The following is a 24,090-nucleotide window of genomic DNA, read 5'->3' as shown; positions in this document are numbered from 1 at the left end:
GGTTTTGCCGAAGCAAAGGGAGCGGCACGGTCACGGTGCTAGCGCTCGTTGCGTCAAACCCATGCTTAGCCGCCGGCTGCTTGAATGATCACGCACAGGCCGCTGCGTGTCTCTTCCTTGGACGTTACCTGACCCGGCTGGACGTTGAAGATGGCGTTGACCAAGGTGCCGCCACCTTGGCTGCGGGCAACGACGCGCAGGGTCTGCACCCGGCCGCTGCCCGACCCGTCCTGGACGGCGTCGATGGCTCCGAGTTCCTTGTTGACTGTAATGCCGGAAAAACCCTCGGCCGCGACCGCCTGCGCGAGGCGCTTCAAGGCGTCGGCCTGCTTGACCTTGGGAAACGACTGCGAGCTCTTGTAGGAGACGACCGTGACCAGCGGGATGCCGCTGACCTTGAAGTTCTTTTCGCAGGTTTGTGCCTGTGCCGCCGAAGCGCCAATCACCGCCAGGGCGGATGCCATCAAGATTTGTTTTAGCATTTGCTACTCCAAGCGCGGATTTCTTTGATCGCTCGGACGGTATATTCCATGGCCAGATTTGCAAAGGTCAAGTGTCCAGCCGACAAAGACTGTGCTGGTCTCGGCCGTAATCCAGTTCTTAATCACAACCCCGCCATCGCGCCGGTTGATGCGATGTACATCTGCAGCCAGATCGCAAAACGTTAAGTTTCAATCGCTATCCCCGGCTCGTGCCGTAAGTTGCAGGGGGATGGCCATGTGGAAGATCGCGTTCAAGGCCAGCTTGATCACCATCGCCGTCATCGTCGTGAGCCAGATCGTCTCGTTTGCGATCCGTTATTCGGCCGGCCAGTCCTTCACGGCGTTCGTCTTTGCGATGAACTCCATACTGCCGATCCTGACGGCGTTTCCTGCCGGCTTCCTTATCTTCTGGCAGAACGAAAAACTGAAGCGGGCGCTTGCCGAACTGTCAGAAGCGCACACCCAGCTGAAGGCGAAAGCGACGCATGATCAGATGACCGGGCTGTTGAACCGCGAGGCATTTTTCGAGAAATCGAAGCAGGCCCGGCGCAAGAGCGATAGCGGTGCGCTGCTGTTGATCGACGCCGACAATTTCAAGACCATCAACGACACGTTCGGCCACCTGGTCGGCGACGAGGCGCTCAAGCTGATCTCGAATGCGCTGCGCAGCTCGATCCGCGACCACGATCTGGTCGGGCGTGTAGGCGGTGAGGAGTTTTGCGTGTTCCTGCCTGCGGCCAACCAGGAGGAGGCGGCGATGATTGCCGAACGGATTCGCGCCGAGGTCGAAGGGCTCGCCTTCTTTCCGGCGGAAGCACGCCCACATCGCCTGACCGTCAGCATCGGGGCGGTTGTTTCAGCCGGACAGCAACCGACGTCGCAGCTCATGCGTCTCGCCGATCGTTGTCTCTACGAGGCCAAGGAAAAGGGGCGCAATCGTGTGGTGTTTGCCAGGTCGATGGTTTCGGCCGCTTAGCGCTATCTCGCCACCAGGCGTCAGCCGATGCCGGTGGCGTAATGGAGGTAAACGGCGAGCACGATGAAACCGATGATCGTGGCGACGCCGGTCCAGTCGACCTGCGCCTCTTTCATCTGGCGAAACAGCTTGAGCAACAGCAGCCACGCGACGATCACCACCACGGCAATAATCACGAACCTGATCATCCATCACCTCCAGCGCGGCGTTAGAGCAGCCCGCGAACTGGATATAGTGGAAACGACGCTTCAGTTTTAGGGCTCGTGGTGCGTCCTCGCCTGGGGATGCTTCGTTGCTCGCCCGAAATTGTCTTTACTGGGCCACAAAATATGCTAACCGGAGCAAATTGCCCTTGTAGCTCAGCTGGTAGAGCAGCGGTTTTGTAAACCGAAGGTCGCGGGTTCGATTCCTGCCGGGGGCACCACAGTCCACACGAAAGCCCTTATTTCCCTGCATCGCCAAGGCTTAGGCGTCCCTTCCGGTCCACATCGCGGTACTCCGGAGGTACAGATGGGGCTCGTATTGAAGCGACGTTCACCGCGAGGCAGAGCTACAGGCAGGGAAACTGGCCGGGGTGCTGGTCTCCCTTGGTAGCAGAACGATTCCCGGACATGCGCCTGCGGGCCAGCGCAATCAGCTGTGTCACGTTAGCGGCTTCCGCAATCAGGGAGGCGCAGATGCTTACGAGGGCGCTCGTCTACGACAAGTGAATTGATGGCAGACGTATTCGCCGCGACACGGCATTCCAGATGGTTCCGGGGCGTGAGACGATTGGCAGAATCTACTGCCGCTGGTCGACGGCGGCCATCGTAGTAACGGAAGGGGTGCCGGGGGTATAGCGCAGTTTCAACTGTCGAGTTCGACCCCTCGGATTTTTCCGCCATCTTTAGGCGCGATCACCAGGGCGAAACTACGCCGTGCTACTATTGTCTTTCGTAAGGGCCTCTAGCGCCACGCTGGCATTTTCATACACCCTGAAACGCTCTTCCATCCAATCCCTCTTCCGTGACATCTCTGCTCGGAAAGGATCAAGTGAAGGGGCCCTGATTGCCGCCTCAAGGAAGTCGATCCACTCGTCATTTGCCAACGAAAGTGCTGTACCAGCTTTCATGACGGCAAACGCCTTGCTCGCAAGTTCGTCGTTTACAACCGTGCCCGCATCGATTTGGGCAATCATATCGTCCAACAATTCCGCGATCTGAGATAGAGTGTCTTTGAGTTCGCATTTGCGGACCGTGGCGTAGTCGATGAGTTGCTTAAGATTGGCGTGATCTTCTTCCCTATCAGGATCAATATCTCCTGCGATATCCACGAGTTGGCGGCACACCTTCCCCAGGCGCTCAATGTTGGTGTTGGTTCTTGCAAGGTCCTTTTCGACTTGCATTACCTCCCGTTCAAAGCCCGCATTTGGGCGCCCATTGTTATACTCAAGCGCGCGGCGCATTGCCTTGATGAGCTCCTCCACATGCCCGAGATCGTCAATGAGCGCACTTGTGAAAAAAGCGTGCCGACCTTGAGCCGCGTTGAAAGAAGCGGCCTCCGACGAGCCATCGTCGATACCAGACATGTCGAATGCCTTCGTAGTCCTTTGGAAGAGCTCCAGGCCTGCCTGGACGGCCAACAAACGACGGTTCAAATCGTCCTGAAGACCGTCAACTGCCTTCTGTGCCTTGGATCGAAATAAGCGAGAAAAAAGCGACATGGTTCTGTTCTCTCCTTGCCGCGATTTTATGCCAGATTGGCCTTGGCGCTATCAGGAATTCGTTCCCATTTCATCCCTTGTCCCCGAAATTCCGCGAGATAGGCAAAGAGAAACAAGGTTTGACGTTCGGTTTGATCTTTTCCTTACGGCCTTGGGCAACAGCTCTTCTTATTCAGCAGCTTCCGCATCGGTCCTGGCAACGGCATCCTGGCAGATGTCGCACCATTCGGCGCCGACAAGCGTTGCCATGCGTTCGACCCCGATCCTGACTGCCGCATTGGTGGCACCAGCCGCCGGCACGGCTTCGTCATAAGCGCGCAGCGAGACGTCGCAATAGACCGGAAGCGGCGTCGCCAATCCGAACGGACAGACCCCGCCGACAGGATGACCGGTGAGTTCCGCCACTTGTTCAGCGTCAAGCATACGCGGCTTGCCGCCAAAAGAATCGCGCGATTTGCGGTTGTCGATGCGCGCGTCGCCGCGCGCGACGACAAGAAGCGCCCGATCGCCAACCCGCAGACAGATGGTCTTGGCAATCTGGCCAGGCTCGACGCCATGCGCCTCGGCGGCGAGCGCCACTGTCGCTGAGCTTGTCGGCGTCTCGATGACTTCGATGTCGGGGGCATGTTCGGCGAAGAAGGCTTTGACTGAAAACAGGCTCATGGTTGTTCCAGCGATGGTCATTGCGGATGAGGTTTGTTCAGCCGTTGTCGCGCCGCTGTCAAGCAGCGGCCCAGATGCCGTCTCGCATCGCTGCCAAAAAAACTCTCCAGGCTCGTGAACCTTTTGCGCACCTGCCGCGACTGATGGGCATGAGGCGAAGGAACGCCTCCCAGATCAACCGAAGGAGAGCACCATGTCTTTCAAGAGCAAGATGATTTCGGGCCTTATCGCAGCCGCCGTTGTCGCAACCGGTCTCGTTGGAACCGTCCAGCAGTCATCCGCCAGCGGCCTGACCAGAGCCGAAGCGGCCGCACTCGCCGGAGCTGGTGGCTTCATTGCCGGCGCGATCATTGCCGGAGGTCACCGTCCGGCGCCTGCACCGTACTATGATGCCTATTACCCGGCCGATCCCTATGACAGCCATGTCCAGCGCTGCTTTGCGCGCTACCGCAGCTACGATCCGCGTACCGACACCTATGTCGGCTATGACGGTCGGTTGCGCTACTGCCGCCTCTAGGCAGTACGTACTTGCAAAGCGGGAGAGGGGGTAACCCTTCTCCCGCTTGCGTTTTCAAAGGCCTGGCACAGTGCCGTCAGGCGAGCCACCAATCATCCGGGTCAGTTCGGCAGCGGCATCCCTGACGATCGGCCCGATTTCGCCGAGCCGTTCGGACGTCACGCGCACGGTGGGTCCGGAAACCGAAACACCGCCAATGGGTTCGCCGAATTCATTGAACACCGCAGCTGCAATGCAGCGCATGCCGGGGTAGCGTTCTTCGTCGTCGACGGACCAACCGCGGGTGCGGATCTGGTCGAGATCGCGGGCAAGCGCGGCCGGTTCGGAGAGTGTCCGTTCCGTGTAGGCGTCGAGGCCCGCCTTGCGCACGATGGCATTGACCCGGTCACGGTCGAGATGGGCCAGCACCGCCTTGCCGATACCTGAGGCGTGGAAGGGGCTGCGCGTGCCTGGGCGGAAGAAGGCGCGGATCGCCTGATGCGTCTCGACCTGGCTGACGAAGACCACGCAATCATCTTCGGCGACGCCGAGATTGGCGGTCTCCCCGGTCTTTTCCATCAACTCCTGCATGACAGTGCGTGCACGGTCGACGAGTTTGCGCCGGCGCAGGAAGGCCGCGCCCATGCGATAGGTCTCGACCCCGATCGACCACAGCTGTCCGTCGCTGTCGAATTCGACCATGCCGTGGTTCTGCAAGGTGGTCAGCATGCGATAGGCGGTTGCCGCGGCAAGGTCGGAGGCGGCCGAGATCTCGCTCAGCGACAGCCCGTCGCTATGCGCGACAATGGCGAGGATGCGAAGCGCGCGGTCGAGTGACTGTACCGATCCGGCGTCCGGTGCCGGCTGGAATGCGCGAGGCCGTCCGCGCTGCCGTTTTTCCATCGCTGCCATGCTACCGCTCCATCCTGCTTTTAAAAAACTTTTTCATCCAAATCAGTTGGCGATGCAACGAAAAATGAAAAGTGATGTAAAATCATGAGGTAAGCTTGCATATGTATAAATGAAAAAATATTTTGAAAAAATTGCAAAATGCGATCCGGGATGAGACGATCTGCCCAACATCAGTTTCCAGTTGGAGGTAAGACCATGGCCAGGATGCGCGCTGTCGATGCAGCGGTCCTCGTTCTCGAAAAGGAAGGCATCTCGTGTGCCTTCGGTGTGCCGGGTGCGGCCATCAACCCGCTTTATTCGGCCTTGAAAGCACGCGGTTCGATCCGTCACGTGCTTGCCCGTCACGTCGAGGGCGCATCGCATATGGCCGAGGGCTACACCCGCACCAAGGCCGGCAATATCGGCCTGTGCATCGGCACCTCTGGCCCAGCCGGCACCGACATGATCACCGGGCTTTATTCGGCATCCGCCGACTCGATCCCGATCCTGTGCATCACCGGCCAGGCGCCGCGCGCCCGGTTGAACAAGGAAGACTTCCAGGCCGTCGATATCGCGGCGATCGCAGCCCCCGTCACCAAGTGGGCTGTCACCGTCATGGAACCGTACTTGGTTCCGATGACGCTGCAGAAGGCATTCCATTTGATGCGCTCGGGGCGCCCTGGGCCTGTCCTGGTCGATCTGCCGGTCGACGTCCAGCTCGCCGAGATCGAGTTCGACATCGATGCCTATGAACCGCTGACGGTTCACAAGCCGGCGATGACGCGCGCCCAGGCCGAAAAGGCGCTGTCGATGCTCAACGAGGCGGAGAAGCCGCTGATCGTTGCCGGCGGCGGCGTCATCAATGCCGATGCCTCGGACCTGCTCATCGAATTCGCCGAGATCATCGGCGTTCCTGTCATCCCGACCCTGATGGGCTGGGGCTCGATCCCCGATGACCATCGCCTGATGGCCGGCATGTGCGGCCTGCAGACCTCGCACCGCTATGGCAATGCGACGATGCTGGCCTCGGACTTCGTTCTTGGCGTCGGCAACCGCTGGGCCAACCGCCACACCGGTTCGGTCGACAAGTACACGGCGGGCCGCAAGTTCATCCATATCGACATCGAACCGACCCAGATCGGCCGTGTCTTTGCGCCTGATCTCGGCGTGACTTCGGATGCCGGTGCGGCCTTGAAGATTTTGCTCGATGTCGCCACCGAGTGGAAGACGGCGGGCAAGCTGCGTGATTGGTCCGGTTGGGCCAAGGAATGCCAGGCCCGCAAGAAGACGATGAAGCGCAAGACCCATTTCGAGCAGGTTCCGCTCAAGCCGCAGCGCGTCTATGAGGAAATGAACAAGGCGTTTGGTCGTGACACCACTTATGTCACCACCATCGGCCTGTCGCAGATCGCCGGCGCGCAATTCCTGCACGTCTACAAGCCGCGCAACTGGATCAATTGCGGCCAGGCCGGCCCGCTCGGCTGGACGCTGCCGGCAGCGCTCGGTGTTCGTGCCGCCGATCCGGATCGCGACATCGTCGCTTTGTCGGGTGACTATGACTTCCAGTTCATGATCGAGGAACTGGCTGTCGGCGCCCAGCACAAGCTGCCCTACATCCATGTCGTCGTGAACAATGCCTATCTCGGCCTGATCCGCCAGGCGCAGCGCGGCTTCGCGATGGATTTCGAAGTCAGCCTGTCGTTCGAAAACATCAACCGCACGGGTGACCCTGAAGCGGGATATGGTGTCGACCACGTTGCGGTTGCCGAGGCCATGGGCTGCAAGGCGGTCCGGGTGCGCAAGCCGGAGGAGTTTGCCGCTGCCTTCAAGCAGGCCAAGCAACTCATGAAGGAGCATCAGGTGCCCGTCGTCCTCGAATTCATTCTCGAGCGCGTCACCAACATCTCCATGGGCGTCGAGATCGACAATGTCGTCGAGTTCGAAGAGCTTGCCGAGAGCAACGAAGACGCACCGACCGCAATCATGCTGCTCGATTGATTTTCCGAGGAAACACCAATGCCCAAGTTCTCAGCCAATCTTTCGATGCTTTTTGGCGAGCATGACTTTCTCGACCGCTTCGATGCCGCCGCGCGCGCCGGCTTTAAGGCAGTCGAGTACATCGCGCCCTACGACCACGCGCCTGACGTCGTTGCTGCGCGCCTCAAGAAGAACGGCCTTACCCAGGCCCTGTTCAACTTGCCGCCCGGCGACTGGGCGGCAGGCGAGCGCGGCATCGCGGTGCTGCCCGACCGTATCCACGAGTTCCGCCAGGGCGTCGCCAAGGCGATCACCTATGCCCATGCGCTCCGCTGCGAGCAGGTCAATTGCCTGGCTGGCATCGCGCCGGCCGGCAACGCCCGTGACGTGCTGGAGAATGTGTTTGTCGAAAACCTCGCCTTTGCGGCCGAGAAGCTGAAGACGGCGGGCATTCGCCTGCTGATCGAGCCGATCAACACCAGGGACATCCCAGGCTTCTTCCTGAACAACACCAAACAGGCGCTTGGCCTCATCGACCGGGTCGGCTCTGATAACCTCTTCCTGCAATACGACATCTACCACATGCAGGTCATGGAGGGCGATCTCGCCCGCACCATCGAGGCTAATCTTGCCCGCATCGCGCATGTGCAACTGGCGGACAATCCCGGCCGTAATGAGCCGGGTACGGGCGAGATCAACTACCCGTTCCTCTACGAGCACCTCGACCGCATTGGCTACGCCGGCTGGGTCGGTGCCGAATACAAGCCCAAGACTGGTACGGTCGAAGGCCTGGGCTGGTTCGCTGGATTTGCCGACAAGGGCAGCGCTGCTGCCTGATCGCGCGCCCACTGGAATTGAAGGAATATGGAAATGGAAAAAATCGGATTTGTCGGCCTCGGCATCATGGGTGCACCGATGGCGGGTCATCTGCTCGATGCCGGATACGAGGTCCTCGCCAGCGATCATCGCGGCGCGCTGCCTGCCGAACTTGTGGGCAAGGGGCTGAAATCTGTCACCGGACATCAGGCACTGGCAAAGGCTTGTGACATCATCATCCTGATGGTGCCGGACACGCCGCAGGTCGCCGACGTTCTCTTCGGCGAAAACAGCGTTGCATCAGGCCTTTCCAAGGGAAAGCTCGTGATCGACATGAGCTCGATCTCGCCGATCGAAACCAAGGCGTTCGCGAACAAGATCAATGAGCTGGGCTGCGATTATCTCGATGCCCCGGTGTCGGGCGGCGAGGTCGGTGCCAAGGCGGCATCGCTGACGATCATGGTCGGTGGCGAGGAGAAGCCATTCGAGCGTGCGCGTCCGGTTTTCGAGAAGATGGGCAAGAACATCACGCTGGTCGGCCCCAACGGCGTTGGCCAGACCACCAAGGTCGCAAACCAGATCGTCGTTGCGCTGACGATTGAAGCCGTGGCGGAGGCGCTGGTGTTTGCGTCCAAGGCGGGTGCCGATCCGGCCAAGGTCCGTCAGGCGCTGATGGGCGGCCTTGCTGCTTCGCGCATCCTCGAGGTGCATGGCGAGCGGATGTACAAGCGCACCTTCGCGCCCGGCTTCCGCATCGAACTGCACCAGAAGGACCTCAACCTGGCGCTGCAGGGCGCCAAGGCGCTCGGCGTTTCGCTGCCCAACACCTCGATGACCCAGGAGCTGTTCAATTCCTGCGCCGCCAATGGCGGGGCCAAGGAAGATCACTCGGCGCTGGTCCGCGCACTGGAGCGCATGGCCAATTTCGAGGTCGGCGTCGACGTTGCCGAAACAAAGGGCAAGGCGGCATAGGCAAGGAGGGCACGGCGGAAGTTCCCAACGCCGCAGCTTTCTTATCACTGTCGATGAACGGGCTCCTGCGGCAGCGCAGCGGGCCCGTTCAACGTTCGGCCGGTGTCATGCAGGTCAATTGCCCAGCATCGTCCAGCTTGCGCCACCATCTCTGGAGACGACGATGGCACGGGTGCCTGTTACCGCGACCATGCGCGCGGGCGCCTGCCGGTCCACCGCCAGGTGAAGAATATAGCCTGCCGGATCAGGTCCTTCGGCCACTGTCGCGAAGGTTGGCGCCGCCTCGGTGGCCCGCAGCAGCCCGCGTCCCGGCGCAAAGGCGTAGATCGTGCCGTCTAAGGTCAATTCGACCGTGGTGACAGCCACGCCGGCCAGGATGGGCGGCTGCCAGCTTGCGGCGCCGTCACGGCTTACCATCAACCCGTCTTCGGTCGCCGCGTAAACGATGTCAGGGTCTGACGGCGAGACGGCCAGGTCGATCAGCTTTGCCGGTGCATCGCCTGCAATTGCCCAAGTCTTGCCGCCGTCGCGGCTGCTCTGGATCGCGCCATACGAGCCGTAGAGCACGTCGGGGTTCGAGGGACTGACCGCCAGTTGGTGGAAGTCGACAGGACCGTCGACGCCGGGCGCGATCTGCACCCAGCTCTTTCCTGAATTGGTCGACTTGATGAAGCCGAGATTGCCGCCGCCCTGGGGGTGGCCGCTGGCAAACAGAATTTCGGAATTGGTCGGATGCGGCACAAAACCCATGAAGTCGTCTCGACTATCCGAAACCGGCGTCACAGTGCCGTCAGGCGCAGCTTTCATTAGCCCGTGGTGGGTTGCGACCAGCACGCTCGATGGATCGGCACGGTCGAAGGCGAGCCCATGGGTGTGCGTCTTGCCCGCGAGTTTGGCCACGCTGGTCGTTTGCGCGATGGCAGTGGAGACAGCGCCGACTGCGATGCTGGCTGACAAGAGGGCCAAAAACGTGAGGCGACGCGCCATGACAAGACTCCGTTGTGCCCAAAGGCTACGGCTTCCGCCAGCTGGAAGGTCAAGAGGCGCGACGCGTCGCTTTTGTTGTCGTGCCGGACCTGCTGGCCTGCCGGCCAGTCAAGGACTTTAGCGCAGGAACTTCCTTGCCGCGTAAAGCGACACAGCTGCCGCATTCGACACGTTGAGCGAGTGGATCGCACCGGGCATGTCGAGGCGGGCGAGCGTAGTCACAGTCTCGCGCGTCTTCTGGCGTAGGCCCTTGCCTTCGGCACCGAGCACCAGCGCAACCTTGTCGCCGGCAAAGGTCTTTTCGAGTTCGGCCGGGCCTTCCGAATCAAGCCCGATGGTCTGGAAACCAGCCTCGTGCAGCTCGCCGAGCGCGTCGGCGAGGTTGCGCACCTCGATCAGATCGATGTGTTCGAGCGCACCAGACGCAGACTTGGCCAGCACGCCGCTTTCGTGCGGGCTATGGCGCTGCGTCACGATCAGTGCGCCGGCGCCGAAAGCCACCGCCGAGCGGATGATCGCCCCGACATTGTGCGGGTCGGTGACCTGGTCGAGCACCAGAATCAGTGGCGAATCACCCAGTGCCGACAGAGCCTTGGACTTCAGCGGCTCGGCCTCGACCAGCACGCCCTGATGCACGGCGTCCGTGCCGGTGATCTTGTCGATGTCCTTGGGTTCGACCATTTCGGATGCAAAGGGCAGGGCACCAAGATCAGTGATCTCCAGCCGCTCCAGCGCGTTGCGGGTGACCCACATGTGGCGGATCTTGCGGCGCGGATTGTCGAGCGCTGCGCGCACCGTGTGCAGCCCGTAGAGCCGCACCAGGCCGTCGGGAGCATTCTCACCTGGTGGCACATGGCGCTTGGGGCGGAATTCAGGCGCACCGCCGCTTTTTTGGTCGCGAAAGGTCCGCCTCAGCTTGGCGTAGTGGCTGTCTTTGGGCGTTCCGGGCTTTTTCGTATCGTTCATGCGCCTGCTATAGCCGCCCCACCTGGCTTTGGATACCGCCCGTTGCCAGGCGCTTTGAATAATCCGCATGAAAACGCACGCTGTCCGGTTGACAGGCCAAATCCTTGTCGCCATAAGCCCACGCAGATTTCGGGGCAGGGCGCTTCGCCCAGAACCGGGATCGAAAAAGCCTCGTAGCATGGCTCCGGCAAAGCAGTTGGAGGAGTGCCCGAGTGGTTAAAGGGGACGGACTGTAAATCCGTTAGCTCAGCTTACGTTGGTTCGAATCCAACCTCCTCCACCACTGCCGGCCCGGACGCCATAGACGCATGGCCCCGAAAGATGATCGCATCTTTCGGAAAGGCTCATGCCGCGAGGTAATACCAGAGCGTACTTCGCTCCTGAACAGGCGCGCGGCGCTCAGGGCGCGGGTATAGCTCAATGGTAGAGCAGCAGCCTTCCAAGCTGAATACGCGGGTTCGATTCCCGCTACCCGCTCCAGGCTCTCTCCCAATGCGGGAAGTCTTTTATTTGCATCCGCTTGCCCCCATATGTGCGTCCTGCACTGAAAGAGCAGCATCGCTTTTGGCCCCAACCTCAGCGTTTGGCCAAAAGGCGCTTGTCTTTTTCGGCCTTTATCGGTAATCGCCCCGCATCCGACCGGAACCAAGGTCCCGATGCCCAAGGAAAGAGACAATGGCAAAAGGTAAATTCGAGCGTAATAAGCCTCATGTGAACATTGGCACGATTGGTCATGTTGACCACGGCAAGACGTCGCTGACGGCGGCGATCACGAAGTATTTCGGTGAGTTCAAGGCCTACGACCAGATCGACGCAGCGCCTGAAGAAAAGGCCCGCGGCATCACCATTTCGACGGCCCACGTCGAATACGAGACGCCGGCCCGCCACTACGCTCACGTCGACTGCCCCGGCCACGCCGACTATGTGAAGAACATGATCACCGGTGCTGCCCAGATGGACGGCGCGATCCTGGTCGTTTCGGCTGCCGACGGCCCGATGCCGCAGACCCGCGAGCACATCCTGCTCGCCCGTCAGGTTGGCGTTCCCGCCCTTGTCGTGTTCCTCAACAAGGTCGACCTGGTCGACGACGCCGAGCTGCTCGAACTGGTCGAGCTTGAAGTTCGCGAATTGCTGTCGAAGTACGAATATCCGGGCGACGACATTCCGATGATCAAGGGTTCGGCTGTTGCTGCGCTCAATGATTCCGACAAGAAGATCGGTGAAGACGCGATCCGCGAGCTGATGGCCGCTGTCGACGCCTACATCCCGACGCCAGAGCGTCCGATCGACCGTCCGTTCTTGATGCCGATCGAAGACGTGTTCTCGATCTCGGGCCGCGGCACTGTTGTCACCGGTCGTGTCGAGCGCGGCATCGTCAAGGTTGGCGAAGAAGTCGAGATCGTCGGCATCAAGGCAACCTCGAAGACGACGGTTACCGGCGTTGAAATGTTCCGCAAGCTGCTCGATCAGGGCCAGGCTGGCGACAACATCGGCGCGCTGATCCGTGGCGTTGGCCGTGAAGACGTCGAGCGCGGTCAGGTCCTGTGCAAGCCGGGCACTGTCAAGCCGCACAAGAAGTTCGTGGCTGAAGCCTACATCCTGACCAAGGAAGAAGGTGGCCGTCACACGCCGTTCTTCACCAACTACCGCCCGCAGTTCTACTTCCGCACGACTGATGTGACCGGCATCGTGTCGCTGCCGGAAGGCACCGAGATGGTCATGCCCGGCGACAACATCACCGTCGATGTCGAGCTGATCGTGCCGATCGCCATGGAAGAGAAGCTGCGCTTCGCTATCCGTGAAGGTGGCCGTACCGTCGGCGCCGGCATCGTCGCTTCGATCAAAGAATAATCGGCGTTCCATCGTCGAGTTGCATCAAGGGCGCCCCCTCGGGGCGCCCTTTTTGTTTGTGCCGATCCGTTGCAAGTCCCGGTTCCGCCAGTACTATCGCTCTGGGTAGCGGCTGGTTTGGGGGATCCGCCATGAGGAAGGGCGCGCGCGCGGTCTGGCAGGACCTTGTCCTGTCGTTTGCCCTTGTCATCGCGGTGGCGCTATCGCTGCCGGCCGTGGCGGAGGCCGCCAAGAACAACCCTCCGAAGGACGACGGACCGCCCATGCGTTTTGTCGTCGTGCGTAGCGCCGCGCCGGGGTGTGAGCCCTTCTGTCCGGAATGGATTTCAGCCGAGGGCGCAATCACGCAGGCAACGCCTGCCGCTTTCAAGAAATTTCTCAAGAAGCTCGGCGACAAGCGGTTGCCGGTCATCGTGACGTCGCCCGGCGGCCGGGTCGAGGCAGCCTTGGAATTGGGCCGCATCCTGCGTGCCCGCAAGTTCGACATCGGGGTCGGGCTGACGCGCTTTGTCGAATGCGCCCCTGAGCAGAAGGGCTGCAAGCTCGATCCGCCCAGGAAAGGTATCTATCAGGGCGCGCTGTATTCGGCTGGCGCCTACTGTGCCTCCGCCTGCTCGATGATGTTCGCGGGCGGCGTGCGCCGGCATGTCGGCCAGTGGGCCTATATGGGCGTGCATCAGGTGACGTCCTACGTGACTCAGCAGAAAATTACCTATCGCGAGACCTACCGGATCGTGAAGGGCAAGAAGAAGACCGTCAGCCGCAAGGTCGTCGGCCGCAAGACGGTGGGCAGCTACACCACCACCAAGATGGGAAAGGCGTTCAGGTCCAAGATGTTGGCCTATCTCCAGGAGATGGGGGTCAAGGAGGCCATGTACGAGGTCGGGCAAAGCACGCCTGCCGCCGAGATGCGCCAGCTGGCGCCCGTCGAAATGCTCAACATGAACCTGATAACCAGCCTCGACGCGACTGACGTGCTGGTAAGCATCGAGAACTGCAGGATCGCGACCCCAGCCGCGAACTGCATCCTGGCGCCAGGACAAAAGCTTGCGTCCGATTCCTACCCCAAGCCACTCGTGCCCAAAGAACCCGGGATGTGGCTGGCAGTCGTGCGTTCGGTCGGGGCCTGTGAACCTGACTGCCCGGAATGGATCTCCGCCGAAGGGCAGGTCGACGAAGCTGCACCGCAGCGGCTGGAAACTCTGCTCAAGGAACTAGGTGACATAAAGCTGCCATTGGTAATTTCCTCAAGCGAGGGAGATCCGATTGCCGCGATGCTGATGGGGCGCGTTGTCCGCGCAAACGGCCTTGATGTGGCCGTTGGGCGCACGTTCTTCGCCGGCTGCCAGCCGAACGGTAAGGGCTGCACCGGCTGGCAAGGTGACGGGCGGCCATATCTGGGCATAGCGGGATCAGGTGGGGCGGAATGTGGCGAGAGTTGCCTTTTGGTGCTGTCGGCAGGAAAGACCCGACTGATTGGCGAGGGAGTTCCTGCCGGCTGGGGTCCCAGTCCGGCACTGGACGCTCCAATACGCAATCATTACCTCGTGCAGATGGGGGTTGGACCGAAAGTAGGCGATGCGGCACCCGGTTTTGGCAAGTTGGATGAAGTTGCGCTGGCTCTCCTCCGGGAGGGCTACCTGACGACCAGGTCGGGTTCTGTCCAACTGCTGATCGACAGCGGCCTTTGCCGGACTTCACCTCGGCCGGTGAACTGCCGGGCAATGCACTAGTCGGTAGGGTGGCGTAGTGGCGCCTGCTCAAGCAGATCGACGAACCTGCCATGACTGGGCTGTGGCTGAAACGATCCTAGGCTGTTGATCTCGGATACTGAGGTGCTTTTCTTCGTGGACTTCCGTCCCACGGTTCCGCTCCCCATATGCCTTCAATACGAATGGAGGAAGGCGATGCAAAAAGACGTGCCGAAATTGTTCGACTGGGCAGGCGGGGCGGCGCCGCTCAACCTGCTGACGGATGTGTTCTACGCCAAGGTGCGCAGCGATCCGGTGCTCGAACCGGTGTTCCGTAACATGACCAGTGACCATCCTGCGCACGTCGCTGCCTTTATCGGCGAGGTGTTTGGCGGGCCGAAGGACTACAGCGAGGCCCATGGTGGCCATGCCGCGATGATCAGCCATCACCTCAACAGGCACCTGACCGAGACGCAGCGCCGGCAGTGGATAACCCTTTTGCTCGATGCCGCCGATGAGGTTGGGCTGCCCGACGATCCCGAGTTTCGCTCGGCTTTCGTCGCTTATCTCGAATGGGGCACGCGGCTTGCCAAGCTGAATTCACAGGACGGTGCCGCGCCCGCGCTGCACGAGCCGATGCCGCGCTGGGGCTGGGGTGTGCCGGGCGGTCCTTATGTGCCGCCTGGCAAGCCGTAACTGCGCCCGGCATCCGCTAGCTCGCTGCCCTTTCCGGTGGCCCTAACAGCGCCGCAATGTCGCGGGACCTGATAGGAACATCGGGAGGGCGCGATATGCTGATTGCCCATCTGCCGGCAGGATATGTCTTGGGAGCAGCAGTCAGGGGCGTCCGCCGTTCTGCTTACGCCGTCATCTCGGCGGCGCTTTTCGGGAGCGTCGCTCCAGACCTCGATATGTTCTACTTCTACACACTCGGCGCACGGCAGGCGCATCATCATTTCTACGTCACGCACTGGCCGCTCTTCTGGCTCGCCCTCGGCGTCATTGTCGTGCCTGTCGTCAAATGGCTTCGGCCACAACTCACCGTGGCATCAGTGGTCTTCCTTGTCGCTGTCATGATCCACATGGTGCTGGATTCCATCGCCGCACCGATGGCGTGGCTGATGCCGTTCAACAGTCGTACCGTGGAACTCGTCACCATTCCCGCCGCCTACTCGCATTGGATCTTGAGTTTTGTCCTGCACTGGACCTTCGCGCTCGAGCTCGCCATTTGCGCGTTGGCGGCGCTGTTGGTGGCGAGAAATGCGAGGCGGCGCCGGTTGCAGGAAAGCGGAGCCTGAACCTTAGTTGTCTGAACCGGCGGATGGCACGGCATCGCAGTCGAAGCGGGCGAGGGCTGGTCCGTGGCCGCAGCGCAAATTCGTGCCTGTGAATGTTCGTAACATGACGCAATGCGCTCTTTACAGACGCGGTGGAAATCCTTAGGAAGCCCGTGCTGCGCAGATGATGCGCGGCGAGATGCACGGGCATAGCTCAGTTGGTAGAGCGGCGGTCTCCAAAACCGCAGGTCGTAGGTTCGAGCCCTGCTGCCCGTGCCAGTCTTGCCAGAATTCGCTAATTCAGGCATAAGGACTTCCTATAGCCGGAACGGAACGACTGGATGGTTCCGACGCGGCGTTTAAACGTAAAGCTTATTCCTGCCACTTGCGTGGAAAGAGAATCGGTTTTATGTAAGCGAAACAGACACGCGGCGCGTGGAGCTGGGGATCCGGCTTTACGCGTCCGAATTGCATGGGCGAACTGTTGCGTTGATTCGGCGCGGGGATCGTTCATGTGGTGGCATCTCCCGGTCACGGGATCATCCAGAAGTCCGGTCAACGGGCGTTGAGAGCAGAGCGGCACATGGCGAAAACCACGAACCCCTTCACCTTTCTGCAGCAGGTAAGGTCGGAAACGGCGAAGGTGACGTGGCCATCACGGCGCGAGACGATGATCTCCACGGTCATGGTTCTCGGCTTTGCGATTATTGCGATGATTTTCTTTTTTGCCGCTGACCAGCTGATGGCATTTGCTGTCGAGCAGATCTTGGGCATTGGCCGCTAAGGCTGCGATTACGGAGAATTCCTGAGATGACTGCGCGCTGGTATATCGTCCACGCCTATTCGAACTTCGAAAAGAAGGTCGCCGAGGACATTGAGCACAAGGCCAGGCAGAAAGGCCTGAGCGGGCAGATCGAGCAGATCGTTGTTCCGACCGAGAAGGTTGTCGAGGTCCGTCGTGGCCGCAAGGTTGACGCCGAGCGCAAGTTCTTTCCGGGTTACGTGCTGCTGAAGGCTCATTTGACCGACGCCGTCTTCTCGCTCGTGAAGAACACGCCGAAGGTCACTGGTTTCCTTGGTGATTCGAAGCCGGTGCCGATCACCGAGGCTGAGGCCCAGCGAATCCTGAACCAGGTCCAGGAAGGTGTCGAGCGGCCCAAGCCGTCGGTCACTTTCGAGATCGGCGAAGCGGTTCGCGTTTCCGATGGCCCGTTCGCGTCGTTCAACGGTTTCGTCCAGGAAGTGGACGAGGAGCGGGCGCGCCTCAAGGTGGAAGTTTCGATCTTCGGGCGCGCTGTGCCTGTCGATCTCGAATTCGGTCAGGTCGAAAAGGGCTGATCGAAACGCCCGTCGCCGGTTTCGGTGGTGGGCAGTGCCGGGCGTAGGCCTGGCGCAAGCATGGTGGGAGAAGAGGCAGCTTAGCCGGTTGTCTTTTTCGCACCACCGAACTGCAACCGCCGGGTCATCCGGCATAAAACGAAAGCAGGAAAGAGATGGCTAAGAAAGTTGCGGGCCAGCTCAAGCTCCAGGTTTCCGCGGGTTCGGCGACACCGTCGCCCCCGATCGGTCCGGCGCTTGGTCAGCGTGGCATCAACATCATGGAGTTCTGCAAGGCGTTCAACGCGCAGACCCAGGAGCTCGAGAAGGGATCGCCGATCCCGGTCGTGATCACCTATTACCAGGACAAGTCGTTCACCTTCGTCATGAAGACGCCGCCGGTGGCTTACTTCCTGAAGAAGGCCGCCAATCTCAAGTCGGGTTCCAAGGAGCCGGGCAAGATCAAGGCTGGCGAGATCAGCAGCGCCAAGGTGCGCGAGATCGCCGAAGTCAAGATGAAGGACCTGAACGCGAACGACATCGAAGCCGCCATCAAGATGGTCGAAGGCTCGGCTCGTTCGATGGGCCTGGAAGTGGTGGGCTGAGATCATGGCTAAGATTGCAAAGCGCGTTTCCAAGTCCCGCGAAGGCATCGATGCGAACAAGGCTTACGGCCTTGGTGAAGCAATCGAGCTTTTGAAGGCTCGCTCGTCGGTCAAGTTCGACGAGACCATCGAAGTCGCCATGAACCTCGGCGTCGACCCGCGCCACGCTGACCAGATGGTCCGCGGCGTGGTCAACCTGCCGAACGGCACGGGCCGCACGGTCCGCGTCGCGGTGTTCGCACGTGATGCCAAGGCCGACGAAGCCCGCGCCGCCGGCGCTGACATCGTTGGTGCTGAAGATCTCGTCGACATCGTCCAGAAGGGCCAGATCGACTTCGATCGCTGCATCGCCACCCCCGACATGATGCCGCTGGTCGGCCGTCTCGGTAAGGTGCTCGGCCCGCGCGGCATGATGCCGAACCCGAAGGTCGGCACCGTGACCACCGACATCGCCGGAGCCGTCAAGGCTTCCAAGGGCGGCGCCGTTGAGTTCCGCGTCGAAAAGGCCGGCATCATCCATGCTGGCGTCGGCAAGGTCTCGTTCGACGTCAAGGCGCTGGAAGAAAACGTCCGCGCTTTTGCTGACGCGGTCAACAAGGCCAAGCCGGCAGGCGCCAAGGGCGTGTACGTCAAGAAGGTGTCTGTCACCTCGACGATGGGCCCTGGCCTCAAGGTCGATCTCGGTACGCTCGCAGCGTCCTGATGCTTTGAATTCGGATCGGCCGGCAATGGCATGATCCTGGAAAGAATTCCGGGCCTCCGGGCCCGGATTTTCGGAAGCTGGAAACGGCTTTCGAAAATCCTGTCCGAGATTGCAGGCGGTCCAAGCGACCCTTGGTCCTTAATTCGAATGGGCCTGCATGAGACGGGTGAAGACCAGACAAAGGAGCCTTTGCTCCAATGAAAGGTTCGAACCGTGTTTGCCTTTTGTCTGCGCATCGCGCCGGGCCACAAGCCCGTCAGGTGTGGCGAAAGGGGGCAGGATCCTCGAGCGCCGTTCGGGTGATCTGGAATTTCTGGATTGGCCGCCCGGCAAAAGGCAACCCGACCGCTCGCCCGCAAATGGGAGGCGGTCAACTGGAGATAGGCAGTGGACAGAGCGGAAAAACGCGAACTCGTCACGGGCCTGAATGACGCGTTCTCGAACGCAGGTTCAGTCGTCGTGGCCCACTATGCCGGTATTACCGTCGCGCAAATGAACGATCTTCGCGTGAAGATGCGTCAGGCCGGCGGCACCGTCAAAGTCGCGAAGAACCGTCTCGCCAAAATCGCTCTTCAGGGCACGGAATCCGAAAGCATCATCGATCTGTTCAAGGGACAGACGCTGGTTGCCTATTCGGAGGATCCGATTGCAGCGCCGAAGGTCGCGTCCGACTTCGCCAAGACCAATGACAAGCTTGTCATCCTTGGTGGTTCGATGGGCACGACCTCGCTCAACGCCGACGGAGTCAAGGCTTTGGCCGCGCTCCCGTCGCTCGACGAGCTGCGTGCAAGGCTGGTTGGCATGATCGCCACCCCGGCTACCCGGATCGCCCAGATCGTCAATGCGCCGGCGGCTTCGGTCGCGCGCGTCATTGGCGCTTACGCCCGGAAGGACGAGGCGGCATGAGGCCGTTCCTCGCTATCATCAACACACGTTCGAACTGATTGAAGGAATAGTAAAATGGCTGATCTCGCAAAGATCGTTGACGACCTGTCGGCCCTGACCGTCCTCGAGGCGGCTGAGCTGTCGAAGCTCCTCGAAGAGAAGTGGGGCGTTTCCGCCGCTGCTCCGGTTGCAGTTGCTGCTGCTGCTGGCGCTGCTGCTGCCCCGGTCGAAGAGAAGACCGAGTTCGATGTCATCCTGGCAGCTGCCGGCGACAAGAAGATCGAAGTCATCAAGGAAGTCCGCGCCATCACCGGCCTGGGCCTCAAGGAAGCCAAGGACCTCGTCGAAGGCGCTCCGAAGCCGGTCAAGGAAGGCGTTTCCAAGGCCGACGCAGAGAAGCTCAAGGCTCAGCTGGAAGCAGCTGGCGCCAAGATCGAGCTTAAGTAAGCTCACGGTTTCGGTGGGCGGCGCAACTGCCGCCCACCGGCTCCCGTGACCCGGGGGATTGTGGGGAACCTATTTCCTGATGGCCGCAAGCGGCTTTCAGGAAACGGGTTTTCGCCCGTTTTGGATAGGCCGCCGCCGAGGCGGCGCGAAAATGCAAGGTGAGCATTAGCGACGCTCACCCCAAGAAAGGCAGCAAGGAGCGACGATGGCCCAGATCCAGACTTTCAATGGCCGCAGACGCGTACGCAAGTTCTTCGGAAAGATCCCGGAAGTTGCGGAGATGCCGAACCTCATCGAGGTTCAAAAGGCATCCTACGATCAGTTCCTGATGGTGGACGAGCCCAAGGGCGGCCGTCCGGATGAAGGACTGCAGGCCGTTTTCAAGTCGGTCTTCCCGATCTCTGACTTCTCCGGCGCGTCGATGCTGGAATTCGTCAAGTATGAGTTCGAAGCACCGAAATTTGACGTCGACGAGTGCCGTCAGCGCGATCTGACCTTCGCTGCGCCGCTCAAGGTGACGCTGCGCCTCATCGTGTTCGATATTGACGAGGATACCGGCGCGAAGTCGATCAAGGACATCAAGGAGCAGGATGTCTACATGGGCGACATGCCGCTCATGACGTCCAACGGCACCTTCATCGTCAACGGCACCGAGCGCGTCATCGTCTCGCAGATGCACCGTTCGCCGGGCGTCTTCTTCGACCACGACAAGGGCAAGTCGCACTCGTCGGGGAAGCTCCTGTTTGCCGCGCGCGTCATTCCTTATCGCGGTTCCTGGCTCGACATCGAGTTCGAACTCCAAGGACATCGTCCACGCCCGTATCGACCGCCGCCGCAAGATCCCGGTGACGTCGCTGCTGATGGCGCTCGGCATGGACGGCGAAGAGATCCTGTCGACCTTCTACAACAAGATCACCTACAAGAAGTCGGGCGACCACTGGCGCATTCCGTTCTCGGTCGAGCGTTTCCGTGGCCTCAAGGCTGTCGGCGACCTGGTTGACGCCGACACCGGCGAAGTCGTCGTCGAAGGCGGCAAGAAGATCACTGCGCGTCAGGCCAAGCAGCTTGCCGAAAAGGGCCTCAAGGCGATCAAGGCGACCGAAGACGATCTCTTCGGCAGCTACCTCGCCGAGGACATCGTCAATTACGCCACCGGCGAGATTTTCCTCGAAGCCGGCGACGAGATCGACGAAAAGACCCTGAAGGTTCTGCTCGCGGCTGGCGAGGAAGAGATCAAGATCCTCGACATCGATCATATCAATGTCGGCGGCTATATCCGCAACACGCTGACGGTCGACAAGAACGAGAGCCGCCAGGACGCGCTGTTCGACATCTATCGTGTCATGCGCCCAGGCGAGCCACCCACCATCGACACCGCCGAAGCGATGTTCAACTCGCTGTTCTTCGACAGCGAACGCTACGATCTTTCGGCCGTCGGCCGCGTCAAGATGAACATGCGTCTCGAACTCGACGCGGAGGACACCGTCCGTGTCCTGCGCAAGGATGACATCCTTGCCGTGGTCAGGACGCTTGTCGAACTGCGCGACGGCAAGGGCGAAATCGACGACATCGACAACCTCGGCAACCGCCGTGTCCGTTCGGTCGGCGAACTGATGGAAAATCAGTACCGCGTCGGCCTGCTCCGCATGGAGCGCGCGATCAAGGAACGCATGTCCTCGATCGAGATCGACACGGTCATGCCGCAGGATCTGATCAACGCCAAGCCGGCGGCTGCCGCCGTGCGCGAGTTCTTCGGTTCCTCGCAGCTGTCGCAGTTCATGGATCAGACCAACCCGCTGTCGGAGATCACCCACAAGCGTCGTCTTTCGGCGCTTGGACCCGGTGGTCTGACCCGCGAGCGCGCTGGCTTCGAAGTCCGCGACGTGCATCCGACCCACTACGGCCGTATCTGCCCGATCGAGACGCCGGAAGGCCCGAATATCGGTCTGATCAACTCGCTGGCTACCTTCGCACGCGTCAACAAGTACGGCTTCATCGAGAGCCCGTACCGCAAGATCGTCGATGGCACGCTGACCAATGAGGTCGTCTATCTCTCGGCTATGGAAGAGGCCAAGCACTTCGTTGCCCAGGCCAATGCCGAGCTCGACAAGGACGGCCACTTCGTCGACGAGTTTGTCATTTGCCGTAACGCCGGCGAAGTGATGATGGCGCCGCGCGAAAACGTCGACTTGATGGACGTTTCGCCCAAGCAGATGGTGTCAGTCGCAGCTGCGCTGATCCCGTTCTTGGAAAACGACGACGCCAACCGCGCTCTGATGGGCTCGAACATGCAGCGTCAGGCCGTGCCGCTGGTGCGCGCCGAGGCTCCGTTCGTCGGTACCGGCATGGAGCCGATCGTCGCTCGTGACTCGGGTGCTGCCATCGGCGCTCGCCGCGGCGGCATCGTCGACCAGGTCGATGCGACCCGTATCGTTGTGCGTGCGACCGAAGACCTCGATCCGGGCAAATCAGGCGTCGACATCTACCGTCTGATGAAGTTCCAGCGTTCGAACCAGAACACCTGCATCAACCAGCGCCCGCTGGTTCGCATGGGCGACCGGGTCAACAAGGGCGACATCATCGCTGACGGTCCGTCGACCGAGCTCGGTGATCTGGCTCTCGGCCGTAACGTGCTCGTCGCGTTCATGCCGTGGAACGGCTACAACTACGAGGACTCGATCCTGCTCTCCGAGCGCATCGTGGCCGACGACGTCTTCACCTCGATCCACATCGAGGAGTTCGAGGTCATGGCCCGCGATACGAAGCTTGGGCCTGAGGAAATCACCCGCGACATTCCGAACGTCTCGGAAGAAGCGCTGAAGAACCTCGACGAAGCCGGTATCGTCTACATCGGCGCTGAAGTGGCGCCGGGCGACATCCTGGTCGGCAAGATCACGCCGAAGGGCGAAAGCCCGATGACGCCGGAAGAGAAGCTTCTGCGCGCCATCTTCGGTGAAAAGGCGTCCGACGTCCGTGACACCTCCATGCGCATGCCGCCCGGAACCTTCGGCACCGTCGTCGAAGTGCGCGTCTTCAACCGCCACGGCGTGGAGAAGGACGAACGCGCCATGGCGATCGAGCGCGAGGAAATCGAGCGTCTCGCCAAGGACCGTGACGACGAGCAGGCGATCCTCGATCGCAACGTCTACAGCCGCCTGAGCGACATGCTCATCGGCAAGGACGCGATCGCTGGACCGAAGGGCTTCAAGAAGGGCTCGACCGTCGCCAAGGAGACGCTGGACGACTATCCGCGTTCGCAGTGGTGGCAGTTCGCCGTCGAAGACGAGAAGATGCAGGGTGAGCTTGAAGCTCTGCGCGGCCAGTACGACGACTCCAAGAAGCAGCTCGAGCAGCGCTTCATGGACAAGGTCGAAAAGGTGCAGCGCGGCGACGAGATGCCGCCCGGCGTCATGAAGATGGTCAAGGTCTTCGTTGCGGTGAAGCGCAAGATGCAGCCCGGCGACAAGATGGCCGGCCGTCACGGCAACAAGGGTGTCGTGTCGCGTATCGTTCCGGTCGAGGACATGCCGTTCCTCGAAGACGGAACGCATGCGGACATCGTGCTCAACCCGCTCGGCGTGCCTTCGCGCATGAATGTCGGCCAGATTCTGGAAACGCATCTGGGCTGGGCATGCGCAGGCATGGGCAAGAAGATCGGTGAACTGATCGAGGCGTACAAGTCTGGTGGCGATATCCAGCCGCTGCGCGATACGCTCGAGAGCTTCATTCCGGCCAACGACCGCAACGAGCCGGTTCGTGATTATGACGACGAAAGCATCGTTCGCCTCAGCGAGCAGATGAAGCGTGGCGTCTCGATCGCGACCCCGGTGTTCGACGGCGCGCATGAAGCCGACATCAACATCATGTTGGAACAGGCGGGTCTTCACACCTCCGGCCAGTCGCAGTTGTACGATGGACGTACGGGTGAGCCGTTCGACCGCAAGGTGACCATGGGCTACATCTACATGCTCAAGCTTCACCACCTGGTCGACGACAAGATCCATGCCCGTTCGATCGGACCGTACTCGCTCGTTACCCAGCAGCCGCTGGGCGGCAAGGCACAGTTCGGTGGCCAGCGCTTCGGCGAAATGGAGGTCTGGGCACTCGAAGCCTACGGTGCCGCCTACACGCTGCAGGAAATGCTGACCGTGAAGTCGGACGACGTGGCAGGCCGTACCAAGGTCTACGAGGCGATCGTGCGCGGCGACGACACGTTCGAAGCGGGCATCCCCGAGAGCTTCAACGTTCTCGTCAAGGAAATGCGTTCGCTGGGCCTCAATGTCGAGCTTGAGAACACCAAGGTCGACGAAACGCACCGGCTGCCCGACGCGGCCGAGTAAGCACCAAGGCGCGCCGCGGGATTTTTTCCCCGCGGCGTCGCCGTTG

The 24,090-nt window shown here is 60.8% G+C and carries 22 protein-coding genes, 4 tRNA genes and 1 pseudogene; 20 read left to right on the top strand and 7 right to left on the bottom strand.

The annotated features are described in order from the left end of the window. Window positions 1-65 precede the first annotated feature (65 nt). Complete coding sequence (locus tag ACHMW7_RS18175; RefSeq protein ID WP_395446961.1) at window positions 66-482, bottom strand: hypothetical protein; 417 nt, start codon at window positions 480-482, stop codon at window positions 66-68. Window positions 483-573: 91 nt separating this feature from the next. Between ACHMW7_RS18175 and ACHMW7_RS18170 the strand changes: the two genes are divergently transcribed. Beyond that, on the top strand, window positions 574-1,458 hold the full coding sequence (locus ACHMW7_RS18170; protein WP_395446960.1) for a GGDEF domain-containing protein: 885 nt from the start codon (window positions 574-576) through the stop codon (window positions 1,456-1,458). A 20-nt stretch (window positions 1,459-1,478) separates the two neighbouring features. On the opposite strand, the gene ACHMW7_RS18165 is transcribed toward ACHMW7_RS18170, so the two are convergent. Further along, window positions 1,479-1,646: a hypothetical protein gene (locus tag ACHMW7_RS18165; RefSeq protein ID WP_395446959.1), complete on the bottom strand. Its 168-nt coding sequence runs from the start codon at window positions 1,644-1,646 to the stop codon at window positions 1,479-1,481. A 160-nt stretch (window positions 1,647-1,806) separates the two neighbouring features. Between ACHMW7_RS18165 and ACHMW7_RS18160 the strand changes: the two genes are divergently transcribed. After that, window positions 1,807-1,882: transfer RNA gene (locus ACHMW7_RS18160), tRNA-Thr, on the top strand. A 486-nt stretch (window positions 1,883-2,368) separates the two neighbouring features. Here ACHMW7_RS18160 and ACHMW7_RS18155 read toward each other — a convergent pair. Both ACHMW7_RS18155 and ACHMW7_RS18150 read right to left on the bottom strand, forming a co-directional pair. Further along, entirely contained in the window at window positions 2,369-3,160 is a 792-nt protein-coding gene (locus ACHMW7_RS18155) for a hypothetical protein (protein ID WP_395446958.1), read from the bottom strand. Window positions 3,161-3,328: 168 nt separating this feature from the next. Next, entirely contained in the window at window positions 3,329-3,823 is a 495-nt protein-coding gene (locus ACHMW7_RS18150; protein WP_395446957.1) for a YbaK/EbsC family protein, read from the bottom strand. Window positions 3,824-4,016: 193 nt separating this feature from the next. On the opposite strand from ACHMW7_RS18150, the gene ACHMW7_RS18145 reads away from it, so the two are divergent. Beyond that, window positions 4,017-4,340, top strand: coding sequence for a BA14K family protein (locus ACHMW7_RS18145; RefSeq protein ID WP_395446956.1), 324 nt, complete (start codon window positions 4,017-4,019; stop codon window positions 4,338-4,340). Between the two features lie 54 nt (window positions 4,341-4,394). Here ACHMW7_RS18145 and bhcR read toward each other — a convergent pair whose 3' ends face one another. Next, window positions 4,395-5,231 (bottom strand): HTH-type transcriptional regulator BhcR, encoded by an 837-nt coding sequence (gene bhcR, locus ACHMW7_RS18140; RefSeq protein WP_395446955.1) that lies wholly within the window; start codon window positions 5,229-5,231, stop codon window positions 4,395-4,397. A 195-nt stretch (window positions 5,232-5,426) separates the two neighbouring features. Between bhcR and gcl the strand changes: the two genes are divergently transcribed. From gcl to ACHMW7_RS18125, 3 genes are read left to right on the top strand one after another with little or no spacing between them, the layout of a single operon-like run. Beyond that, complete coding sequence (gcl, locus tag ACHMW7_RS18135) at window positions 5,427-7,208, top strand: glyoxylate carboligase (RefSeq protein WP_395446954.1); 1,782 nt, start codon at window positions 5,427-5,429, stop codon at window positions 7,206-7,208. Between the two features lie 18 nt (window positions 7,209-7,226). Continuing rightward, window positions 7,227-8,024 carry a 2-oxo-tetronate isomerase gene (otnI, locus tag ACHMW7_RS18130; RefSeq protein WP_395446953.1) on the top strand — a complete coding sequence of 266 codons (798 nt, stop codon included), beginning with the start codon at window positions 7,227-7,229 and terminating at the stop codon, window positions 8,022-8,024. 33 nt (window positions 8,025-8,057) lie between these two features. Further along, complete coding sequence (locus ACHMW7_RS18125) at window positions 8,058-8,975, top strand: 2-hydroxy-3-oxopropionate reductase (protein ID WP_395446952.1); 918 nt, start codon at window positions 8,058-8,060, stop codon at window positions 8,973-8,975. 114 nt (window positions 8,976-9,089) lie between these two features. Here the strand turns inward: ACHMW7_RS18125 and ACHMW7_RS18120 are convergent, their stop codons facing one another. Together ACHMW7_RS18120 and rlmB are read right to left on the bottom strand one after the other, a co-directional pair. Then, window positions 9,090-9,962, bottom strand: a complete 873-nt coding sequence (locus ACHMW7_RS18120) for a WD40/YVTN/BNR-like repeat-containing protein (protein WP_395446951.1) — start codon at window positions 9,960-9,962, stop codon at window positions 9,090-9,092. A gap of 117 nt (window positions 9,963-10,079) precedes the next feature. Continuing rightward, entirely contained in the window at window positions 10,080-10,928 is an 849-nt protein-coding gene (rlmB, locus tag ACHMW7_RS18115) for a 23S rRNA (guanosine(2251)-2'-O)-methyltransferase RlmB (protein ID WP_395446950.1), read from the bottom strand. 198 nt (window positions 10,929-11,126) lie between these two features. Here rlmB and ACHMW7_RS18110 point away from each other — a divergent pair. The 14 genes and pseudogenes from ACHMW7_RS18110 to rpoB all read left to right on the top strand — a co-directional run bounded on the left by ACHMW7_RS18110 (window position 11,127) and on the right by rpoB (window position 24,044). After that, window positions 11,127-11,211 (top strand) — tRNA-Tyr (locus tag ACHMW7_RS18110). 123 nt (window positions 11,212-11,334) lie between these two features. Then, a tRNA-Gly gene (locus ACHMW7_RS18105) sits at window positions 11,335-11,408 on the top strand. A gap of 195 nt (window positions 11,409-11,603) precedes the next feature. Beyond that, complete coding sequence (gene tuf / locus ACHMW7_RS18100) at window positions 11,604-12,779, top strand: elongation factor Tu (protein WP_395446939.1); 1,176 nt, start codon at window positions 11,604-11,606, stop codon at window positions 12,777-12,779. A gap of 131 nt (window positions 12,780-12,910) precedes the next feature. Beyond that, window positions 12,911-14,512 carry a hypothetical protein gene (locus ACHMW7_RS18095; RefSeq protein WP_395446949.1) on the top strand — a complete coding sequence of 534 codons (1,602 nt, stop codon included), beginning with the start codon at window positions 12,911-12,913 and terminating at the stop codon, window positions 14,510-14,512. A gap of 174 nt (window positions 14,513-14,686) precedes the next feature. Continuing rightward, window positions 14,687-15,166: a group II truncated hemoglobin gene (locus tag ACHMW7_RS18090; protein WP_395446948.1), complete on the top strand. Its 480-nt coding sequence runs from the start codon at window positions 14,687-14,689 to the stop codon at window positions 15,164-15,166. 95 nt (window positions 15,167-15,261) lie between these two features. Next, a complete protein-coding gene (locus ACHMW7_RS18085) occupies window positions 15,262-15,768 on the top strand; it encodes a metal-dependent hydrolase (RefSeq protein WP_395446947.1) in 507 nt (168 codons plus the stop codon). 182 nt (window positions 15,769-15,950) lie between these two features. After that, window positions 15,951-16,026: transfer RNA gene (locus ACHMW7_RS18080), tRNA-Trp, on the top strand. A 304-nt stretch (window positions 16,027-16,330) separates the two neighbouring features. After that, the gene (secE, locus tag ACHMW7_RS18075) at window positions 16,331-16,531 is read left to right on the top strand and encodes a preprotein translocase subunit SecE (protein ID WP_184774692.1); all 201 of its coding nucleotides are present in this window, start codon (window positions 16,331-16,333) and stop codon (window positions 16,529-16,531) included. 26 nt (window positions 16,532-16,557) lie between these two features. Then, window positions 16,558-17,085: a transcription termination/antitermination protein NusG gene (gene nusG, locus ACHMW7_RS18070; protein ID WP_395446946.1), complete on the top strand. Its 528-nt coding sequence runs from the start codon at window positions 16,558-16,560 to the stop codon at window positions 17,083-17,085. Window positions 17,086-17,240: 155 nt separating this feature from the next. Continuing rightward, window positions 17,241-17,669: a 50S ribosomal protein L11 gene (rplK, locus tag ACHMW7_RS18065; RefSeq protein WP_055973823.1), complete on the top strand. Its 429-nt coding sequence runs from the start codon at window positions 17,241-17,243 to the stop codon at window positions 17,667-17,669. A 4-nt stretch (window positions 17,670-17,673) separates the two neighbouring features. Beyond that, the gene (rplA, locus tag ACHMW7_RS18060; RefSeq protein WP_395446945.1) at window positions 17,674-18,372 is read left to right on the top strand and encodes a 50S ribosomal protein L1; all 699 of its coding nucleotides are present in this window, start codon (window positions 17,674-17,676) and stop codon (window positions 18,370-18,372) included. A 387-nt stretch (window positions 18,373-18,759) separates the two neighbouring features. Then, window positions 18,760-19,278 carry a 50S ribosomal protein L10 gene (gene rplJ / locus ACHMW7_RS18055; protein WP_184774688.1) on the top strand — a complete coding sequence of 173 codons (519 nt, stop codon included), beginning with the start codon at window positions 18,760-18,762 and terminating at the stop codon, window positions 19,276-19,278. Window positions 19,279-19,332: 54 nt separating this feature from the next. Further along, on the top strand, window positions 19,333-19,704 hold the full coding sequence (gene rplL / locus ACHMW7_RS18050) for a 50S ribosomal protein L7/L12 (RefSeq protein WP_395446944.1): 372 nt from the start codon (window positions 19,333-19,335) through the stop codon (window positions 19,702-19,704). Window positions 19,705-19,909: 205 nt separating this feature from the next. Next, a pseudogene (rpoB, locus tag ACHMW7_RS18045) lies at window positions 19,910-24,044 on the top strand (DNA-directed RNA polymerase subunit beta). The last annotated feature ends 46 nt before the right edge of the window (window positions 24,045-24,090 follow it).

Source organism: Aminobacter sp. UC22_36 (assembly GCF_044056035.1).
In the GTDB taxonomy this organism is placed as follows: domain Bacteria; phylum Pseudomonadota; class Alphaproteobacteria; order Rhizobiales; family Rhizobiaceae; genus Aminobacter.
The sequence above is the reverse complement of the archived record's forward strand: the minus strand, read 5'-3'. Positions and strand labels throughout refer to the sequence as shown.

What these genes read in the sequence shown, in the direction of transcription:
- ACHMW7_RS18175 (WP_395446961.1), bottom strand. Translation starts at nt 482, where the DNA reads ATGCTAAAACAAATCTTGATGGCATCCGCCCTGGCGGTGATTGGCGCT.
- tuf (WP_395446939.1), top strand. Translation starts at nt 11,604, where the DNA reads ATGGCAAAAGGTAAATTCGAGCGTAATAAGCCTCATGTGAACATTGGC.
- bhcR (WP_395446955.1), bottom strand. Translation starts at nt 5,231, where the DNA reads ATGGCAGCGATGGAAAAACGGCAGCGCGGACGGCCTCGCGCATTCCAG.
- rplL (WP_395446944.1), top strand. Translation starts at nt 19,333, where the DNA reads ATGGCTGATCTCGCAAAGATCGTTGACGACCTGTCGGCCCTGACCGTC.
- ACHMW7_RS18120 (WP_395446951.1), bottom strand. Translation starts at nt 9,962, where the DNA reads ATGGCGCGTCGCCTCACGTTTTTGGCCCTCTTGTCAGCCAGCATCGCA.
- rplK (WP_055973823.1), top strand. Translation starts at nt 17,241, where the DNA reads ATGGCTAAGAAAGTTGCGGGCCAGCTCAAGCTCCAGGTTTCCGCGGGT.
- nusG (WP_395446946.1), top strand. Translation starts at nt 16,558, where the DNA reads ATGACTGCGCGCTGGTATATCGTCCACGCCTATTCGAACTTCGAAAAG.
- ACHMW7_RS18085 (WP_395446947.1), top strand. Translation starts at nt 15,262, where the DNA reads ATGCTGATTGCCCATCTGCCGGCAGGATATGTCTTGGGAGCAGCAGTC.
- rplA (WP_395446945.1), top strand. Translation starts at nt 17,674, where the DNA reads ATGGCTAAGATTGCAAAGCGCGTTTCCAAGTCCCGCGAAGGCATCGAT.
- gcl (WP_395446954.1), top strand. Translation starts at nt 5,427, where the DNA reads ATGGCCAGGATGCGCGCTGTCGATGCAGCGGTCCTCGTTCTCGAAAAG.
- ACHMW7_RS18090 (WP_395446948.1), top strand. Translation starts at nt 14,687, where the DNA reads ATGCAAAAAGACGTGCCGAAATTGTTCGACTGGGCAGGCGGGGCGGCG.
- rlmB (WP_395446950.1), bottom strand. Translation starts at nt 10,928, where the DNA reads ATGAACGATACGAAAAAGCCCGGAACGCCCAAAGACAGCCACTACGCC.
- secE (WP_184774692.1), top strand. Translation starts at nt 16,331, where the DNA reads ATGGCGAAAACCACGAACCCCTTCACCTTTCTGCAGCAGGTAAGGTCG.
- ACHMW7_RS18150 (WP_395446957.1), bottom strand. Translation starts at nt 3,823, where the DNA reads ATGAGCCTGTTTTCAGTCAAAGCCTTCTTCGCCGAACATGCCCCCGAC.
- ACHMW7_RS18095 (WP_395446949.1), top strand. Translation starts at nt 12,911, where the DNA reads ATGAGGAAGGGCGCGCGCGCGGTCTGGCAGGACCTTGTCCTGTCGTTT.
- ACHMW7_RS18125 (WP_395446952.1), top strand. Translation starts at nt 8,058, where the DNA reads ATGGAAAAAATCGGATTTGTCGGCCTCGGCATCATGGGTGCACCGATG.
- otnI (WP_395446953.1), top strand. Translation starts at nt 7,227, where the DNA reads ATGCCCAAGTTCTCAGCCAATCTTTCGATGCTTTTTGGCGAGCATGAC.
- ACHMW7_RS18145 (WP_395446956.1), top strand. Translation starts at nt 4,017, where the DNA reads ATGTCTTTCAAGAGCAAGATGATTTCGGGCCTTATCGCAGCCGCCGTT.
- ACHMW7_RS18165 (WP_395446959.1), bottom strand. Translation starts at nt 1,646, where the DNA reads ATGATCAGGTTCGTGATTATTGCCGTGGTGGTGATCGTCGCGTGGCTG.
- ACHMW7_RS18155 (WP_395446958.1), bottom strand. Translation starts at nt 3,160, where the DNA reads ATGTCGCTTTTTTCTCGCTTATTTCGATCCAAGGCACAGAAGGCAGTT.